The 16,864-nt window shown below is 47.5% G+C and carries 13 protein-coding genes, 1 other RNA gene and 1 riboswitch; of the genes, 12 read left to right on the top strand and 2 right to left on the bottom strand.

What is annotated here, in order from left to right; all coding sequences use genetic code 11:
* The first annotated feature begins 310 nt into the window (after positions 1-310).
* An RNA gene (gene rnpB, locus Q0482_RS00985) (RNase P RNA component class A) lies at positions 311-656 on the top strand.
* 251 nt (positions 657-907) lie between these two features.
* On the opposite strand, the gene putP is transcribed toward rnpB, so the two are convergent.
* Complete coding sequence (putP, locus tag Q0482_RS00980) at positions 908-2,392, bottom strand: sodium/proline symporter PutP (RefSeq protein WP_299142286.1); 1,485 nt, start codon at positions 2,390-2,392, stop codon at positions 908-910.
* A gap of 1,498 nt (positions 2,393-3,890) precedes the next feature.
* Here putP and Q0482_RS00975 point away from each other — a divergent pair.
* From Q0482_RS00975 to Q0482_RS00925, 11 genes are all read left to right on the top strand, one after another.
* Positions 3,891-4,952 carry a hypothetical protein gene (locus tag Q0482_RS00975; protein ID WP_299142284.1) on the top strand — a complete coding sequence of 354 codons (1,062 nt, stop codon included), beginning with the start codon at positions 3,891-3,893 and terminating at the stop codon, positions 4,950-4,952.
* 21 nt (positions 4,953-4,973) lie between these two features.
* On the top strand, positions 4,974-5,771 hold the full coding sequence (locus Q0482_RS00970; protein ID WP_299142282.1) for an undecaprenyl-diphosphate phosphatase: 798 nt from the start codon (positions 4,974-4,976) through the stop codon (positions 5,769-5,771).
* Positions 5,772-6,045: 274 nt separating this feature from the next.
* The gene (locus Q0482_RS00965) at positions 6,046-8,217 is read left to right on the top strand and encodes a Tex family protein (protein ID WP_299142280.1); all 2,172 of its coding nucleotides are present in this window, start codon (positions 6,046-6,048) and stop codon (positions 8,215-8,217) included.
* A gap of 267 nt (positions 8,218-8,484) precedes the next feature.
* Positions 8,485-8,661, top strand: a riboswitch (cobalamin riboswitch).
* Between the two features lie 19 nt (positions 8,662-8,680).
* Positions 8,681-9,250, top strand: a complete 570-nt coding sequence (locus Q0482_RS00960; RefSeq protein WP_299142278.1) for a hypothetical protein — start codon at positions 8,681-8,683, stop codon at positions 9,248-9,250.
* A 26-nt stretch (positions 9,251-9,276) separates the two neighbouring features.
* Complete coding sequence (locus tag Q0482_RS00955) at positions 9,277-11,577, top strand: TonB-dependent receptor (protein WP_299142276.1); 2,301 nt, start codon at positions 9,277-9,279, stop codon at positions 11,575-11,577.
* 127 nt (positions 11,578-11,704) lie between these two features.
* A complete protein-coding gene (locus Q0482_RS00950; RefSeq protein ID WP_299142274.1) occupies positions 11,705-12,733 on the top strand; it encodes an ABC transporter substrate-binding protein in 1,029 nt (342 codons plus the stop codon).
* A 51-nt stretch (positions 12,734-12,784) separates the two neighbouring features.
* Positions 12,785-13,843, top strand: a complete 1,059-nt coding sequence (locus Q0482_RS00945) for an iron ABC transporter permease (RefSeq protein WP_299142271.1) — start codon at positions 12,785-12,787, stop codon at positions 13,841-13,843.
* Positions 13,843-14,646, top strand: a complete 804-nt coding sequence (locus tag Q0482_RS00940) for an ABC transporter ATP-binding protein (protein ID WP_299142269.1) — start codon at positions 13,843-13,845, stop codon at positions 14,644-14,646. Before Q0482_RS00945 ends, Q0482_RS00940 begins: the two co-directional genes overlap by 1 nt.
* Positions 14,647-14,723: 77 nt before the next feature.
* The gene (locus Q0482_RS00935) at positions 14,724-15,077 is read left to right on the top strand and encodes a CGGC domain-containing protein (RefSeq protein ID WP_299142267.1); all 354 of its coding nucleotides are present in this window, start codon (positions 14,724-14,726) and stop codon (positions 15,075-15,077) included.
* Between the two features lie 209 nt (positions 15,078-15,286).
* Complete coding sequence (locus tag Q0482_RS00930) at positions 15,287-15,895, top strand: MotA/TolQ/ExbB proton channel family protein (protein WP_299142264.1); 609 nt, start codon at positions 15,287-15,289, stop codon at positions 15,893-15,895.
* Positions 15,892-16,311 carry a biopolymer transporter ExbD gene (locus tag Q0482_RS00925; RefSeq protein WP_291055426.1) on the top strand — a complete coding sequence of 140 codons (420 nt, stop codon included), beginning with the start codon at positions 15,892-15,894 and terminating at the stop codon, positions 16,309-16,311. Before Q0482_RS00930 ends, Q0482_RS00925 begins: the two co-directional genes overlap by 4 nt.
* A gap of 369 nt (positions 16,312-16,680) precedes the next feature.
* Here Q0482_RS00925 and Q0482_RS00920 read toward each other — a convergent pair.
* A partial coding sequence (locus tag Q0482_RS00920; protein WP_299142261.1) for a hypothetical protein occupies positions 16,681-16,864 on the bottom strand: 184 nt, incomplete at its 5' end.

The following is a 16,864-nucleotide window of genomic DNA, read 5'->3' as shown; positions in this document are numbered from 1 at the left end:
TTTTTCCCCATAAACTTGCCCACCCCCGCACTCGGGGGTGGGGGGACCACGTAGTGGTGGAAGGGGGCTAACGCACTACGTCATGCAGCACTGACGACAGAAAAGGCATTCCCGTAACGCTGACTTTATACTCATCGCCCGAAGGGCGATACCACAACCCTCGGCGGCGGAGCCGCCGTCAAACCTAAGAACCATCCGGCCGACAGGCTGGTCAAACTTCAGAACCCACTGGCCAAAGGCCGGTTAAGCTTAAGAACCTTTCTTCACACTCATTGACAATCCTCATTTCCCTATGCTATACTGTACCCTGCGAGCAGGAAAGATGATTGCGGGCCGTAAGGCGTGAGGAAAGTCCGAGCTTCGCAGGGCAGGATGCCGGATAACGTCCGGCGGGGGTGACCCCAGGGAAAGTGCCATAGAAAAGGAGACCGCCATGCAAGTGGTAAGGGTGGAAAGGTGCGGTAAGAGCGCACCAGCAGTCGGGAGACCGGCTGGCTTGGTAAACCCCATCTGAAGCAAGACCGAATAGGGAAGGGTTGAGGCTGCCCGCTGACCTTCCGGGTTGCGTCGCTTGATCATCCAAGCAATTGGATGGCTAGACAGATAATCATCACCGTGCAAACGGGACAGAACTCGGCTTATTGAATGCTCGCTCTGTAATCAAAAAGACCGGAATTGCATTTCCGGTCTTTTTTTAATGACGTTTTTCTGGAATCGAATTTAGGATTGTGGAGGCTTAATCAGTTTCGTAAACTTTACACCATCGTCATTTCGACCGCAGTGGAGAAATCTCATTCCACAATGGTACCGGTTTCATTTCGTCGGGAGATTTCTTTGAACATGAATGCATACAAAAGAGGATGTGCAAAAATGATTGGCATTTTTGCACATCCTCTTTTTAGATTTCTTATTTTGAAAGGGCCAGGGCCTTTTCGAAGGTTTCTTTGATGCTTTCCGAAGGTTCCTTATCCAGAAGGCTTACGATGACGATGGCGGCAATGGAGAAGAAGAAGCCGGGCACCAGTTCATAGAGGCCGAACCATTCGAACTGTTTCCAGATGAGTACGGTGATGCCGCCTACAATGACGCCGGCGTAGGCGCCTTTCAGGGTCATCCGTTTCCAGTAGAGAGAGAGAAGTACGGTGGCACCGAAGCAGGCACCGAATCCGGCCCATGCGTAGGAGACGATGGAGAAGATATAGCTGTTGGGGTCGCTTCCCAGGTATACGGCAATGGCGGAAACCAGAAGGACACTTAAACGGGACACACGGATGAGTGTTTTTTCAGAGGCATCCTTTTTCAGGAAGGCCTGGAAAAGATCGCGGGAAACGGCGGAGGAGGTGACCAGAAGCTGTGAAGAACTGGTACTCATAATGGCTGCTAGGATGGCGGACCAGATGATGCCGGTGATGAAGGGGGCGGACAGGGATTCAGCCATAAGGATGAAGACACGCTCTGCATTGGCATTTTCCAGAGGGGTGGAGAGGTATGCTTTGCCTACCACGCCGATGGCAATGGCGAAGGTGAGGGAAAGAAGCACCCAGGTCATGGCAATGCGTGTGGATTTCTTCAATTCCTTCGGGTCTCCGATGGCCATGAATTTCACCAGGATATGGGGCTGTCCGAAGTAACCAAGGCCCCAGCCCAGGGAAGAAACGATCATAACCAGAAGAGCGGACATGCCGGTGGAGTCCGGGAAGAAGGAGAAGAAATCGGAACCGTCCCTGGAAAGAATGTCCAGGGTAGGCATGGGGCCGCCCATGGCGATGGTAGCAGCCACCGGTACATAAATGACGGTGAAGAACATCATGGTGCCCTGAATAAAGTCGGTGAGGGCTACGGCAGAAAAGCCGCCCAGGAAGGTGTAGAACACCACCACAAAGGCGCCCAGCAGAAGAGCGTGGAGATAGGGGATGCCGAAAATGGTATTGAAGAGCTTTCCTGCTGCCACAAATCCGGAAGATGTATAAATGATAAAGAAAAGGATAATAAACAGGGCGCAGATGAGGCGGAGACCGTTTTTGTGATCCTCAAATCGGTTGGAGAGGTAGTCCGGAATGGTAAGACTGTTATTAGCCACTTCCGTATAATTTCTAAGACGCTGGGAAACAAGAACCCAGTTGGCCCAGGTGCCGATGATGAGTCCGATGCCCGTCCAGAAAGCGGACAGACCGTGAAGATAGGCATAACCTGGAAGGCCCATGAGCATCCAGCCGCTCATATCGGAAGCCTCGGCGCTCATGGAAGTAAGCCACGGCCCCAGCTGCCGGTCCCCTAAAATGTAGGAAGACAGGTTCTTCTGCCTGCGGGAATAATAAAGCCCGATGCTCATCATCAAAACCAAGTACAGTATAAAGGCCAGCGCTATAGGCCAGTTGTTTTCCAAATCCATAACTTTTCCCCCTGCAAACATGCGTAAATTTGTGAAATCTTTTGAAATTTATACATTCCTATGTATTTTAATGAAATATAAAAATCAAAAGATTATAGTGTTTCTATCAATAATAACGGATTTTAATAGGTATGTAAAGAGGAAGAAAAGGAATATTTCCTGTATAAGCCATTCGTTTGTAAAATAACGATTAAGGCTCCCACATCGTCATTTCGACTGCAGCAGAGTGGAGTGGGCTGGTGAGCTAGTGTACTAGTGGGCTGGTGTACTAGTGGGCTGGTGTGATAGAAAACCATACAACCGCGCCTGTGGCGCGAGGGAAAAGCGGCCCCCTTTGGTGGCTGCGCCACCAAAAGGGGGGGAAAAAAGCCACCTCCGGTGGCTAATCTCCGTAATGCTGTTCGTAACATATGAAATCAAGGGTAAACATAGAGGGGCTATATTCTGCCCCTGAATAGGGTGGCAAGCGAACGTGATTTGTAGGGGAGCGGTAGCAACCCGAAAATCACGTGAGACGCTTTCCCGTGGATGCACAGCGAACACATTTTGAAGGAGCGATAGCGACGCGCAAAATGTAGTGAGTCGTTTCCCCTTTGGGGGGGGGAAGTCCCGAGAAGCGGGATAGGGGGTGGCCACTGGAATTGGCCAATTCACCGTAATGCATAGCAAGAATTAAGTAGCAGGAGGGCATTCCCGTAACGTAAGGCTCCTTCCGCTGGAAGGAGCTGCCCGATAGGGCTGAGGATAGGCCTTTCTCCAGCAAAGGCGCCGCTGTAGGTGGCATTGTACGGAAGAGTCACATTAGGCCCTTTCAGGGCCTCGGATTTTTGAGGGGAGCACTGATTCAGTCGCAGAATCAGATTTCATAAGCATTTTGGTCCAATACTGCGTCATAAGCCTCCTTAAATAGCTTTGGCTATTCGCGTCGGCTTATTCCTTGTATTGAACCAAAATGCAAGAATGAAATCCGATAACGACTGAATCAGCGCGCCCCTTGCGAAAGTCCGCTATCCTCCGTCGCCTGCGGCGACACCGTCGGCCGGGCATTAAGGTGTTCGCTTTGTGTGCAGGCTATGCTCACATATTAGCCCGGCTCAGAAGCCCTCTGCAGGGCTTCGGCCTTCCAGAGGAAGGGGGCTAACGCACTACCTCATGCAGCACTGGTGACACTAATGGTAAGCACGTAACGCCGACTTTATACTCATCGCCCGAAGGGCGATACCACAACCCTCAGCCGCGAAGCGGCTGTCAAACTTAAGAACCCTTGGGCCCTGGGCCCATCAATCTTAAGAACCTTTTTACTCACAGCCTTCGGGCCCAAAGGGCCCGCCCCCTTTGGTGCTGACGCACCACCTTTCCCCCGATGTAGCGGGGGCACAATAAATGGGGGGGAGGGAACCCTCTGCCCCCTTTTATACTTGACATATATCATCTGGGCTATCATAATAAACTAGTACCTTTGCGTCCGGGTACTTTTTAGATTAAAAGGAGACTGCCCATGAAATATAAATTGAAGGCGGCGCTGCTGGCCGCGGCTGTTTCTGCCTGCAGTGTCTTGAGTATTTCCGCTGCTGAGGCGGCTCATCCTGCTGCGGTGGGGACCGGTACTACGGCAGAGCTGCCGTTGACAGGGGCGGAGGCTCCGCTTTTACCGATTTCCGACACTCCTCTTTCCGACAGCGATTTCCAGGTGAACGGTGTATCCTTGGGAGATTCCATTTCATCGGTTATCCATCGGAAGGGGTTGCCGGAAAAGACAATCCATGAGAATACCAGGGATTCCTATGTTTTTAAGGATTTGACCGTCAAGAGGACAGCCCCTTTCCTTCTTTCCTATTCCGGGCGGGCGGATCTGCCGAAGGATTTTGCCTTCCCCGGCAAAGGGGTGTCAGAAATCCTGGCCGCCGGACCGGATGCGGCGACTCCTAGAAATGTAGGGGTTGGTACTGGCCGGGAGAATCTGATCCGTGCTTATGGCAGGCCCCTTGCCGTTCTCTGGGATGGGAAGGGACAGTCTTTTGATTTCCGCTATGGCCTTGGAAACAGGGAAATTGTTTTCACTGTGAAGGGGGATAAGGTTTCTTCTATTCGCATGTCCCTTTTGACGTCCCCTGTGAAAAAGGAAGATGTGTCCTATCTTGACGGCGAAGGAAAGCTTTTCCTGGGGGATAAGGATTTCCGCTTGGCCGGCTATGAGCTGGGAAGTACATTCAAGCCCCATTCCTTTGAGGCATGGGAAAAGAAGATGGCCAATCCCAGGGAGGAAATTCTCTATTTCCCGGGGTATGCTGTCCGTCTGACGGTGAAGAGTTCCATTATTTCTGCCCTTTTCCTTACGGATAAGCGCATGGTCACGTCCCGGGGACTCACACTGGGGGATGATGTGTCTACGGTGGAGCTTCTTTACGGGAAGCCTCATCGCCTGGAAATGAATGTATCCGGCAGTGAGCCCAAGACATCTTACATTTACTTTTCCAAGGGGAAGAGCAATGTGCTGATTATTAATTTTTCAAAAAATAAGGTGGAAGGCATTGTCAGTGCCATGAATCCCACGAAGTAAAGAACCGTTTGAGGTGTTAGTGTGTACGAATATTTCTGTGCGTTAGTTGTTGGTATTGTAGAAGGTCTCACGGAATATATCCCTGTTTCTTCTACCGGTCATATGATTATTGTAGGTCACATGCTGGGGTTTGAAGGCACCCTGGCAGACCTTTTTGATGTATTTATCCAGCTGGGGGCCATCCTTTCCGTATTGGTGGTATACCGGCAGAAATTCACTTTTATCCTGAATACCCATCACTGGTTCCGCAGGAAGGGGCCCTCTGTGTTTAATCTCTGCGTGTCCATGTTCCCTGCCTGCCTCACGGGCCTTCTCTTCCACGGCTTTATCAAACACCATCTTTTCAGTCCCACCACCGTTATCATCGGTCTGGTGCTGGGCGGCGTTTTCATGATTGTGGCGGAAAAGACTAGAAAAGGAAAGGAATTTGAAGTGACGAACGTGGATAAGATTTCCACAAAACAGGCCTTCATTATCGGTCTCTTCCAGTGCCTGTCCCTGTGGCCCGGCTTTTCCCGGAGCGGCAGCACCATTGCCGGGAGCCTTCTGCTCGGCATTTCCAGAAAGGCAGGCGCCGACTTCACTTTCATCATGGCAGTGCCCCTCATGTTCCTGGCCTGCTTCTATGATCTGCTGAAGGTCATCGGCAGCCTTTCCATGGGAGATCTGGGAATTCTGGCCGTAGGTTTCGTCACCGCCTTCGTGGTGGCCTATGCCTCCATCCTCTGGTTCCTGAAATTCCTGAATACATCCACCCTCACCGGCTTTGCCATTTACCGTTTCTTCGTGGCAGCCTTCGCCCTGGTTTATTTCTGGTAAGAGTATGAAATAGAAACAGCATTCCTTCTCCGGAGTGCTGTTTTTTATTGGTAATAGAGAGAGGACGCTTGCAGCGGGTTCGGATAAGATGATAAACGATAGAAATATTGCGGCTGACCGGGCCCTCCTCTAAAGGTCACCCGGAAGGATGCCGGGTTTGCACATAGTGACTTAAGGAAGCACGGATTCCACTTTCTTTTCATTGGTATTTTTTCATCAAGGGTATGGTAAGATAGGAAAAGCAGAGAACTATATTTTCATTTCAGGAGGACATATGCTTACGACGGACATCCCGAAAATCATAGGACAGGAACTTTCGATTTCTTCACAGCAGGTGGTCAAAACCATGGAACTCTTGGATGAGGGGAATACGGTTCCCTTTATCGCCCGGTACCGGAAAGAAGTGACCGGCTCCCTCACCGATGAGCAGGTACGTCTTGTGTCAGAAAGGGCGGCTTACCTCAGAAACTTTGTGAAGCGGCAGGAGGAAATCCTTTCCAAAATTGATGAGCAGGGGAAGCTTACGCCCTCTCTTTGTGACAGGATTACCAAGGCGGTGAAGCTGCAGGAGCTGGAGGATCTGTACCTGCCCTATCGGCAGAAGCGGGCTACCCGTGCGTCCAAGGCCAGGGAAAGGGGCCTGGCCGGTCTGGCAAAGGCTATAAGGGAGCAGAAGGAAAAGAGGGGGACAGCCCTTTCCTATGCGATTTCCTTTGTCAATCCGGAGAAAGATGTCAATACACCGGAAGAGGCGCTTTCCGGCGCTCGGGATATTCTGGCGGAGGAAATCATGGAAGATGCGTCTCTTCGTCAGGACATGCGGACCCGCCTGTGGAAAAAAGGCATGATTGAAACGGAACTGGATGAATCGAAAGAAGGGGCATCCACATTCCTTATGTACAAGGATCACAGTGAAATGCTGCGCCGCATGCCTTCCCACCGCGTTTTGGCCATGAACCGCGGAGAAAAACTGGGATTTCTCAAGGCTCATATGGATTTCGACCATGAACAGGCTATAGAGGGGATTTTCAGAAAATACTATAAAGGCCCCTCCATTTTCAGAGAAGAACTGCGCAGTGCCATAGAGGATGGATATAAAAGGCTCCTTCTTCCTGCTTTGGAAAGGGAAATCCGGAACCGGATGACAGAGGAAGCGGAAAAGCAGGCTATCAAAGTTTTCGGCATGAATTTAAAGCAACTTCTGCTCCAGCCGCCCCTTGCGGGCTATCGGGTGCTGGGGCTTGACCCGGGCTACCGCACCGGCTGCAAGATGGCCGTGGTAGATGCCACCGGACGGGTGCTTGATCACGGGGTCATCCAGGTAACGAAATCGGAAGGGGAAAGGCAGATGGCGGAAAGAAAAGTACTTTCCCTTATCCGGAAACATGGCGTGACCCTGATTTCTATAGGAAATGGAACTGCTTCCTATGAAACGGAAAAATTCGTTTCCAATCTGATTTCAAAAAACCATTTGGATGTACACTACCTCATCACCAGTGAAGCCGGCGCCTCCGTTTACTCTGCCTCCGAACTGGCAAGGAAGGAGCTGCCGGAGTATGATGTCACCATCCGCGGTGCCGTTTCCATCGCCCGCCGTGTACAGGATCCTCTGGCGGAACTGGTGAAAATCGACCCCAAGGCCATTGGCGTGGGGCAGTACCAGCACGATGTGAACCAGAAACTTCTGGGAGAATCACTGGATGCGGTCATTGAGGACGCCGTCAACCACGTAGGCGTGGATCTCAATACCGCCAGCCCATCCCTTCTTTCCCATATCGCAGGCATCAGCGCCGCTGTGGCTGGAAACATCGTGGCCTACAGAGATGAAAACGGCCCCTTCGGAAGCCGCCGCACCCTCCTCAAGGTGCCCCGCCTGGGACCTGCGGCCTTCACCCAGTGCGCCGGTTTCCTCCGCATCAGAAACGGAAAGAGCCCCTTCGACAATACATCCATCCATCCTGAATCCTACGGCCTGGCGGAAAAAATCCTTGCTCTTTTCCACATGGTGCCCGGTGACTTAAAGGATGAAAAGAAAATCGCCCGCCTCCGTAAAGAACGGCCCGGGGTGAATGAAAAAGAAATGGCGGAAAAACTCTCCGCCGGACTTCCTACAGTCCACGACATCCTGGACTCCCTGGTCAGCCCCGGCCGCGACCCCAGAGCCGACCTGCCCCTGCCTCTGACCCGCTCTTCCATTACCGACATTTCCGAAATCAAGGAAGGCACCATCATGAAAGGCACGGTCCGCAACATTACCGACTTTGGCGCCTTCATAGACATAGGCCTCCACCACGACGGCCTCCTCCATGTGTTCCAGATGGGGGAACACCGGGTGAACCATCCCTCCGATATGCTTGCCGTAGGGGATATCCTGAAGGTGAAGATTATCCAGGTGGATGAAAAAAGAAACCGTATCAGTCTCTCCCTGAAAGGCGTGAAGCAGTAGGAGAGACCTGTGATAGTGACTCACATGAAGCACAAAAGGAATTCTGTTTCATGCTGGATTTGTGATTTTATAGTTTACATATCATTTATAAAGGCAGCTTCCATGTGCGATGCTGCCTTTTTGCGTGTGTGTACTTCTGATTATAAAATTATCATTTTCAAATATTTAAATAAATTTTATGATAATAATAGATTAGAGCAGTGTTAGTATACTTTATTAGAATATTAGTTGCTAGATAGATTAAAAAGTGATAGACTTGCATTATCTAAAAATTAATAATATCAAGGCGTCTTATAAAAGACTCAATAGAGAACCCGGTGTAAGTCTGGGACGGTCCCGCCGCTGTAACCGGGAATCTGCAAACATATCCATTGGAGAAATCTGAGAAGGGTTTGCAGATGATGAACGGAAGCCAGAAGAACTACCCTGATAGAAATGCAGTACCTCCTGCGATGGACAGGGGATGGGATTGGCGTTATTGGCTATTTCAATTATTTTAAAGCCCATTCTTTTGTCTAGAATGGGCTTTTGCTTTTGTGGCAGTTGGAGTTTATGCCAATGCCCAGTGATAGTTACTTGGAAAGCGAAATTTGGTGGTAAATTTTATGTGAAAGAAAGGGGGGATATTATGAGAAAATGGGTTGCTGCTTTAGCAGTTATATTTCTATTTTTATGGTTGCCTATGAATGCTCAGGCTGCGGAGACTTCATCAGATACTATGATTCTTGGCTGGTCTACAAATAAGGTGTGGCTGGATCATGGGAATTTATGTATTAGGGGAACTTTTTACAATAAACGCAATGATTTGACTGTTACAAGGCTGAATAGTATGACTATGAAGATTACGTTCGGCAAGCCCGATGGAAGTAAGTCTGTTTTTGTAGGTGGACCGGCTAAGCTTCCAATGCTGAAAATCGGTGCTGGTGGTTCGAGGTCCGTAACTTTAAATTTGGGGCCTTATGAAGGAACATGGTCATCTTGGAATACTGATGAAGAATATGAATTCACATACATACCAGGATCACGGTGGTAAATTTTTGAAGAGAGGTATGAAAATCCATGAAAAAGAGATCTATGTTAAGAGCGGGAATTATTACATTTATGTTAACATCCCTGGCAGGGGGGGTATACAATACTACCTATGCATCTTTTGATGAAAATTTAAAAACTTATACATTGGATGCAGTCATAGTCAATGCTGATAGAACCAAAAACCAGTTTGGTGATACAATTACTGAACAGTCATATTATCGTACAGGTGGTGATGTAAAAGTCATCACTCGTGAAGAAATTGAAAAACGTCACTATAATGATGTAACTGAAGCAATTAAACGTGTCCCAGGAGTCACTTTTACTAATGCAGGGTATCGTGGCGGGGAATATGGTTATAATTCATATAATAACAGTATGGCTATTAATGGAGATACCCGCGTTATTGTTTTAGTCAATGGTCGAAGGGTTGACAACAGCACAAGTACAAGGTTTGGGGACAGGGCATCATCAGCTGGCAGGACAATGGTTGATCTCAATCAGGTTGTAAGCATGGCTAGTGTAGACAAGATTGAAGTCATTAAAGGACCTGGTGCATCTGTGTATGGGGCTGATGCCACTGGTGGCGTTATTAATATTATTACCAGGAAAGGATCTGTGAAAAATCAAGGAACGATTGATCTTTCTACCGGTTCTTGGAAAAAACATATTTATAATGTTAGCTATTCTGGCGCTGCAGGTAATGATAAGTCTTGGAAATATTTCTTCTCTGCAACAAGAAACATGGCACATGACAGCAAATATCATGATGGGTTGACAGATAAAGATCATACTTATAATGGAACCAAGTACAAGGAGGAAGGCGTTAACTTCCGGCTGGATAAAGATCTTGGCGGAGATAAGGAAATCAAATTCTGGTATAATCATCAGAATGGTAAAGACGGGTATCCAATTACTGCCAGAGATTGGCGTTACTGGAGCCAAGCGGATTGGAATCGGATTATTGAAAGAACAACAAGGCCTGGTGGTTATGGAAACACAGATAATCCTGGGTATCGTAATTTGTTCTCCCTTGATGCATTATCCGGCTCTTATAATGCGTACAGAAACAATGATGTAGATATTTCTTATACCTTTAAAAAAGAAAATGGAATGGAAAGCTACATTCGTTTTTACAACCAGAAACATCATTATTGGGGGGTAGATCGTTATCCTGATTGGATTCTTCCTGATGGAAGTTATGTGCCTTTCCCGGACAGCCCGGATTGGGACACCTTTATTAAAAACTATGAATTCTCTAAAGGACTTTCTCCAACAACAAGTTATTATGAAGAAAATCATGGGTTCCAACTGCAATATGGTAAAACTCTTGGAATTAACGATATTTTAGCATCTGTAACAATAGATAAAGCTAAACAGCTTAAAACTCAGCTTAATCGCAAAACGAATCAAAATGAAATGACAACAGTTCATAGAGACAGTGTTTTTGGATTTGTTCAGGATAAGATTCATATTAATGATCATTGGGATTTGACACCGGCACTTAGATTTTCGCATTATTCTGATTTTGTCGGTGGCAAATATTCCAGCGTGGGTGGAGATACTATTTATACACCTGCTCTTAATACTGAATATGCTTTTAGTGATTCCTTCAGCGGCTATGTTGGATGGACTAGAATTTATAGACCAATTAAAGCCAGAGATTATTCTATTTCTACCCCTAATGGAGATTCTTTGGGTGATGAAAAAGGCGACGTTTATACAATCGGACTACGCAAAAACATTGGTGACAAAACAACTGTCAATGTTAACTATGATTGGACTAAAATGAAAAATGCGGTTACATATTATACTGTTTGGGATACTTCTTCGGATGATTGGAGGAGCAAAGCTGTTAATGCCAAGGAAAAGAAAAAATCTTTCAATGTAACATTGGATCACCAGTTTAATGATAATTGGTCACTAAGTCTTGCATACACCCATTTGAATGATAAATGGGAAGCTAAGCATGGAGAAGAATTTGACCCGGATATTAGTCTGAATGAAAACAGTAATGTGAACACCATGATTAATAAACTGCGCCCGGCCAATCATTATACTGCCAATCTTTCTTTTGAGAAAGGGAAATGGTATACAGGACTTTTGGCTAATTGGTATACCGGATGCAGTACGGAAGCGTTTACTCACAAACGGGCATTAGTTCTTGATTGGAACTTGAATTATGAAATCAACAAGGATATTTCTACATATGTGACAGTTACAAACTTAACAAATCAAGCATATGAGAATGCCTACTCTGCCTATAATGGAAAGGGGGCCGCTCCCCAGCCGGGACGTGCATGGATGTTTGGGGTTAAGTATAAATTCTAACCTTAGACATAATCAGTATGCAATATGCTTAGATAGTCAAAATACGGTAAAGTGCGTCTATTCTCATAGGCGCACTTATGTCCGTTTAGGTAATAAAAAGGTGTTTGAGATTTCTTGGACTGCTTTAATGAAAATCTTTGATATAAAAAAATTAGGGATTATATTTTGTTCTATATATATAATATTATCATTTACTGCTTGTACTAAGATAGTAAACAAAGGAACAGAATCATCTCTTCAAAATGAAACAGGTACTGTCATGGATACTTATCCTGTTTCCATTTCTTCTCTGAATTCTAATGGTGAGATGGAAGAGGAAATATTTACGAAACCTCCGGAACGGGTCGTAGCGGTTTGGCAGAATTCTATTGAGACACTGCTGGCTTTGGGAGTCGGTGACCGGATTGTGGCAGGCATGGGTATACCGGATGCCAGGTATCTTCGACCAGAATACCGGGCGCAGTATGAGAAGATTCCTTATACCAGTCTGGAAAATCTGGATATGGAGACAATTACCATGATGAATCCTGATTTGATTGTGGGATGGGCATCTACCTTTACTCCGAAAGCTCTAAGGAGTACGGATTACTGGCACAGTCGTGATGTCCATACCTATATATCTGCGAATTCCTCATCCCAAATGACTGATAAGACGGTGGATAACGAGTATAGGGATATTCTCAATATGGGCCGGATTTTTGGTTGCAGCGAGAAGGCTGAGGCTATTGTAGGGAACATGAAGAATGAAATAGGCCGGGCGGAAGAAATGGCTCAGCGTGAAGGCAGGCATCCTAGAACACTCATTTTGGAGCGGCAGGGGAAAGGGCTTTCTGTGTATGGTGAAAGGACATTGGCCGGCAATATCTTGAAGTCCATGGGAGGGGAGCTTTTGGAGCCTTCTTCTCATCAAATCAGTAAGGAGGAGTTGATTAATTTAAATCCTGATGCTCTATTTCTTGTGGTGATTGAGTCAGATTATGGGGAAATAGATCGGGTTTTGTCTTATTTCTATGAAGATAAAGCTTTGCAGAGTGTAGATTGTATTAGAAATCAGAAGATTCAGGTACTTCCGCTCTATGCCATTTACAGTGCTGGTGTGAGGATGTCTGACGGCATTGAGCTTGTGGGGAAGGGATTGTATGGTGAGGACTGGTAGGAATGTTTCTGCCCATGGGCCTTTACTAATTCTTATATGATAGGAGCATGTATGAAGCGATTTGCAGTAAAAATCGGATTCGGATTTTTTCTTCTTATCCTGGGTTGCCTTCTAGGGTGTGCCCTGTTCTGGGCACTGTCTATCGGCACGGTGAAGCTGCCGCTGCTGGTGATTTATGAGGCGATAATGGGGCAGTTTACGGGAGGACTTCCCATTGAGGCGCCGGGACAGGGGCCAGTGCATGATATTGTCTGGCTCCTCCGGCTCCCGCGGCTGGTGCTGGCGGCACTGGTGGGAGCCGGGCTTTCAGTTTGCGGCGTGGTGATGCAGGCCATTGTAAAAAACCCCCTGGCGGATCCCTATATTCTTGGAATTTCCTCTGGCGCTTCCCTCGGAGCTACAGCTGCTATCCTTCTTGGAATAGGTGCTTTTCTGGGCCCGAATTTCGTAGGCATAGCCGCATTTATAGGTGCTATGGCCATTTCCGTGGCGGTGCTCTTTATTTCTAATCTGGGTGGCCGGTCATCGTCTATGAAGCTCCTTCTGGCAGGCATGGCCCTTTCTTCAGTGTGCTCCGCCTTTTCCAGTTTCATCGTATATTTTGCAAATGACAGGGATGGTATCCAGACAATTACTTACTGGCTCATGGGCAGTCTGGCAGGTGCTCGGTGGAATGAGCTGTCAGTGATTGCGCCTATCGTTATCCTATCAGTGCTCTTTTTCTGGACCCAGAGCCGGGTGCTTAATCTTATGCTTCTGGGAGATGAGGCAGCTATTACGATGGGCACAGATCTTCACATATATAGACAGGTATATCTGCTTGTTAGTTCTCTTGTTGTAGGGTTTGCCGTTTATTCCACCGGCGTTATAGGATTTGTGGGACTCATTATTCCCCATGTCATCCGCACGGTAGTAGGTTCGGATCATAAGCATCTGATACCTGTTTCGGCGCTGGTGGGTGCCATCTTTCTTGTCATCTGTGATGGCCTCTGCCGTATCATTATCCCTCACACGGAACTTCCTATCGGGCTTCTGATTTCCCTTATCGGGGCTCCCTGCTTTATTTATCTCATGATTAGTAGAAGCTATGGCTTTGGAGGTGGTGAATAATGGAGTTACTGGCGGAAGCAGTGAAATATTTTATCGGGAAAAAGGAAATACTGAAAGGGATAGACCTTCATCTGAAGCCTAAGGAATTTCTTGGAATCATTGGCCCTAACGGTAGCGGAAAGAGTACTTTTCTAAAATGTGTGTATCGGGTGCAGAGACCTTCGGAGGGGCGTATTTTTTTTGATGGACAGTCGATGGATGAGCTTTCTTATCGCCAGTCCGCTCTCATGCTGGCGGTTGTAGCGCAGCATAATTACTATAATTTTGATTTTTCTGTGCTGGATGTAGTACTGATGGGCCGCTCTCCCCACAAGAAAATGCTGGAGAGAGACAATGAAGAGGATTACCGGCTTGCCCATGATTCACTGGAAGTTGTGGGGCTCAAAGGCTTTGAGAAACGTAATTTTTCCACCCTTTCCGGTGGCGAGCAGCAACGGGTGATTTTAGCCCGTGCCTTGACCCAGGGAAGTGAATGTCTGGTACTTGATGAGCCTACCAATCATCTGGATATCAAATACCAGCTGGAAATTATGGATATAGTGAAATCTCTGAATCATACGGTGATTTCTGCCATACATGATTTGAATATAGCCTGTATGTACTGTGACCGGCTCATAGCTATCCGTAAGGGTGAAGTGGTGGGAATGGGTACGCCTGAAGAACTGCTTACAGCAGATTTCATAAAGAATCTCTATGATGTTGACTGTCGTATCCAACATTTTGAGGGGGGAAGGATGAATATCGTTTATGTACCCAGACATTGGAAAATGACGGATAGAGATAGAAATGAACTGAAGGTTTGATTATGCAGCAGCTGTAATCTATGCTTCCCTTGGATTACATGGATTGGTGAATATATTCTTATGCAAAGGAGAACGGGATGAAACGAATTGTGATTCTTACCTGTCCGAAGGCGGAGGATGTTTGTACCGGCGGAGGATGTTTTACAGCATTGAACCGGCGGACAAAGGCATTTGCGGTGTACAGCGGGGAGGAGATAGAGGTATTGGCCTTTATGAAATGCAGCGGGTGCGGGCATTTCCCCGGCAGGGATGACGGTTTGGATGAGAAAATCAGGTACATTCTTGAAAGTCATCCTGATGTAGTACATCTGGGCATCTGTTGCTGTCATGATGCCAGAGGAAAGGTGCTCTGCGAAGAAATCAGTGCTCTGTGCCGGATTTTTGAGGACCATGGGATTTCTGTTGTACGAGGGACTCATTCTATTTTTTGAGCAGGGATGACAGTTTTCGGGTGGGGGAATCACAGATTTCCTTGTTTCGTTTTCTGACTGCATTTCTTTTAGCATAATGAAATATGAATAACAGGAAAATTAAAGAAATATTATTTGACTAATCACTTTTAAAATGATAGTCTTGATGTGAATGTTAGAGATGTCCAAGTATTATCTAATCGTTTTATTTCGTTTTCAGGAGGCATTTGATGGATTTCTTGCATTTATTCAAAGCCGGCGGGTTTATGATGTATCCGCTGATTCTCTGCTCTTTTATTGTCATTGCTATTTTTATCGAAAGGTTCCGTTTTTATCGGGCCAATCGTTCCCAGGTAGACCAGCTCGCAAAGGAGATTCCTGAATTTCTGGAAAGAGGGGATTACGCGGGGCTGAAGGCTCTGCTTGAGAAGGACGGAGGCATTCCGGCTTCCGTGGTGCTGGCAGGTGTTGAGCATATGAACCTGAAGGTGGATCAGACTTCTCTCATTGAAGGGGCGGCATCCCATGCGGCAGGTCTTCTGAAGAATTATCTGAATTATCTGGATGTTATCGTTACCTTGTCGCCTCTGATGGGCCTTCTGGGCACGGTTATCGGTATGATCGGCTCCTTCAATGTGCTTTCTGTGTCCAATGGCCAGCCCTTTGCCGTTACCGGCGGCGTGGCGGAGGCTCTTGTCTGCACGGCCACCGGTCTTTTCGTGGCTATCATTGCCCTCATTGCCTATACCTACCTGTCACAGCAGGTGAGCAATTTCGTTTCCCAGATGGAAAAACTGGGGACCCTGTATTTGGCAATCGTTGAGGCGAAGACAGAATGAAACTGGAATCGATGAATGTGGAGAAGAAACCGAAGATTATGATTATCCCTATGATTGATATCATTTTCTTTCTTCTGGTTTTCTTCATGATGAGCATGCTTTCCATGGTGGTGCAGAAGTCCATCAATCTCAATCTTCCACAGACGGCTACGGCTAAAGTGAATGTGGAGCAGACGATTCCCATCAGCATTACTTCCGACGGCACGATTTACGTGGAGAAGGAAAAGATTGCCAAAGATGATTTCCGGCGGCGTATGGAAATCGAAAAAGGAAGGAATCCTGATCTGGCAGTGGTGCTTCGGGCTGATTCGAAATCGGAACATGGAGATTTTGTATTTGTACTTGACCAGTTGAAATCTGTAGGTATCAGCAAGGTGGGGATTGCTACAGAGTCGAAGACCGGTCAGAATCAGTAAAGAGGTGGTCCCATGCGTACGACTAAGTACCGTTGGTCCTCTGCCTTTGGATTGTCCTTTCTGTGCCAGATAGCGATTTTTGGCGCGTTAACAGGGCTGATGGCTCTTTTTGCGCCGCCCCAGCCCGAACGTGAACCAATCGAGGTGGATTTGGTTTCCGACATCGGCGGCGGTGGCGGTGGAGGCGGAGGAAATTCCGCTGCTGAAGAGCTTCCGCAAATCCATGAGGCGAAGGCAACTCCTACAGCACCTCCTCCTGCAGTCCCTTCCGAGGCAGATGAAGCGGCAGCTGATGATGTCCATGAAATCGCACCACACCAGGATAAGGCAGCGCCAAGCCCATCTTCTTCCGGTGACAGTTCTGCCGCTTCATCCTCTGACGGAGGAAGCGGCGGAGGCAGCGGAGGCGGCCATGGAGGCGGTGAAGGAAATGGAAACGGAGGCGGCTCCGGCGGTGGTGGCGGAGGCGGCTATGGTGGTGGTAATGGCGGCGAAACCGGGAACAGCAGTGAGGAAGACGCTCCGCCAGAGGAAACCGGTGAGACCATAGGGC

The organism is uncultured Dialister sp., from assembly GCF_937959425.1.
Lineage (GTDB): Bacteria > Bacillota > Negativicutes > Veillonellales > Dialisteraceae > Dialister.
Note: the sequence above shows the minus strand (reverse complement) of the source record. Positions and strands in the feature narration are given on the sequence as shown.

Excerpts from the sequence above, each read along its gene's own strand:
- putP (WP_299142286.1), bottom strand. The coding sequence starts at position 2,392 with ATGGATTTGGAAAACAACTGGCCTATAGCGCTGGCCTTTATACTGTAC.
- Q0482_RS00975 (WP_299142284.1), top strand. The coding sequence starts at position 3,891 with ATGAAATATAAATTGAAGGCGGCGCTGCTGGCCGCGGCTGTTTCTGCC.
- Q0482_RS00965 (WP_299142280.1), top strand. The coding sequence starts at position 6,046 with ATGCTTACGACGGACATCCCGAAAATCATAGGACAGGAACTTTCGATT.
- Q0482_RS00960 (WP_299142278.1), top strand. The coding sequence starts at position 8,681 with ATGGGATTGGCGTTATTGGCTATTTCAATTATTTTAAAGCCCATTCTT.
- Q0482_RS00955 (WP_299142276.1), top strand. The coding sequence starts at position 9,277 with ATGAAAAAGAGATCTATGTTAAGAGCGGGAATTATTACATTTATGTTA.
- Q0482_RS00950 (WP_299142274.1), top strand. The coding sequence starts at position 11,705 with ATGAAAATCTTTGATATAAAAAAATTAGGGATTATATTTTGTTCTATA.
- Q0482_RS00945 (WP_299142271.1), top strand. The coding sequence starts at position 12,785 with ATGAAGCGATTTGCAGTAAAAATCGGATTCGGATTTTTTCTTCTTATC.
- Q0482_RS00940 (WP_299142269.1), top strand. The coding sequence starts at position 13,843 with ATGGAGTTACTGGCGGAAGCAGTGAAATATTTTATCGGGAAAAAGGAA.
- Q0482_RS00935 (WP_299142267.1), top strand. The coding sequence starts at position 14,724 with ATGAAACGAATTGTGATTCTTACCTGTCCGAAGGCGGAGGATGTTTGT.
- Q0482_RS00930 (WP_299142264.1), top strand. The coding sequence starts at position 15,287 with ATGGATTTCTTGCATTTATTCAAAGCCGGCGGGTTTATGATGTATCCG.
- Q0482_RS00925 (WP_291055426.1), top strand. The coding sequence starts at position 15,892 with ATGAAACTGGAATCGATGAATGTGGAGAAGAAACCGAAGATTATGATT.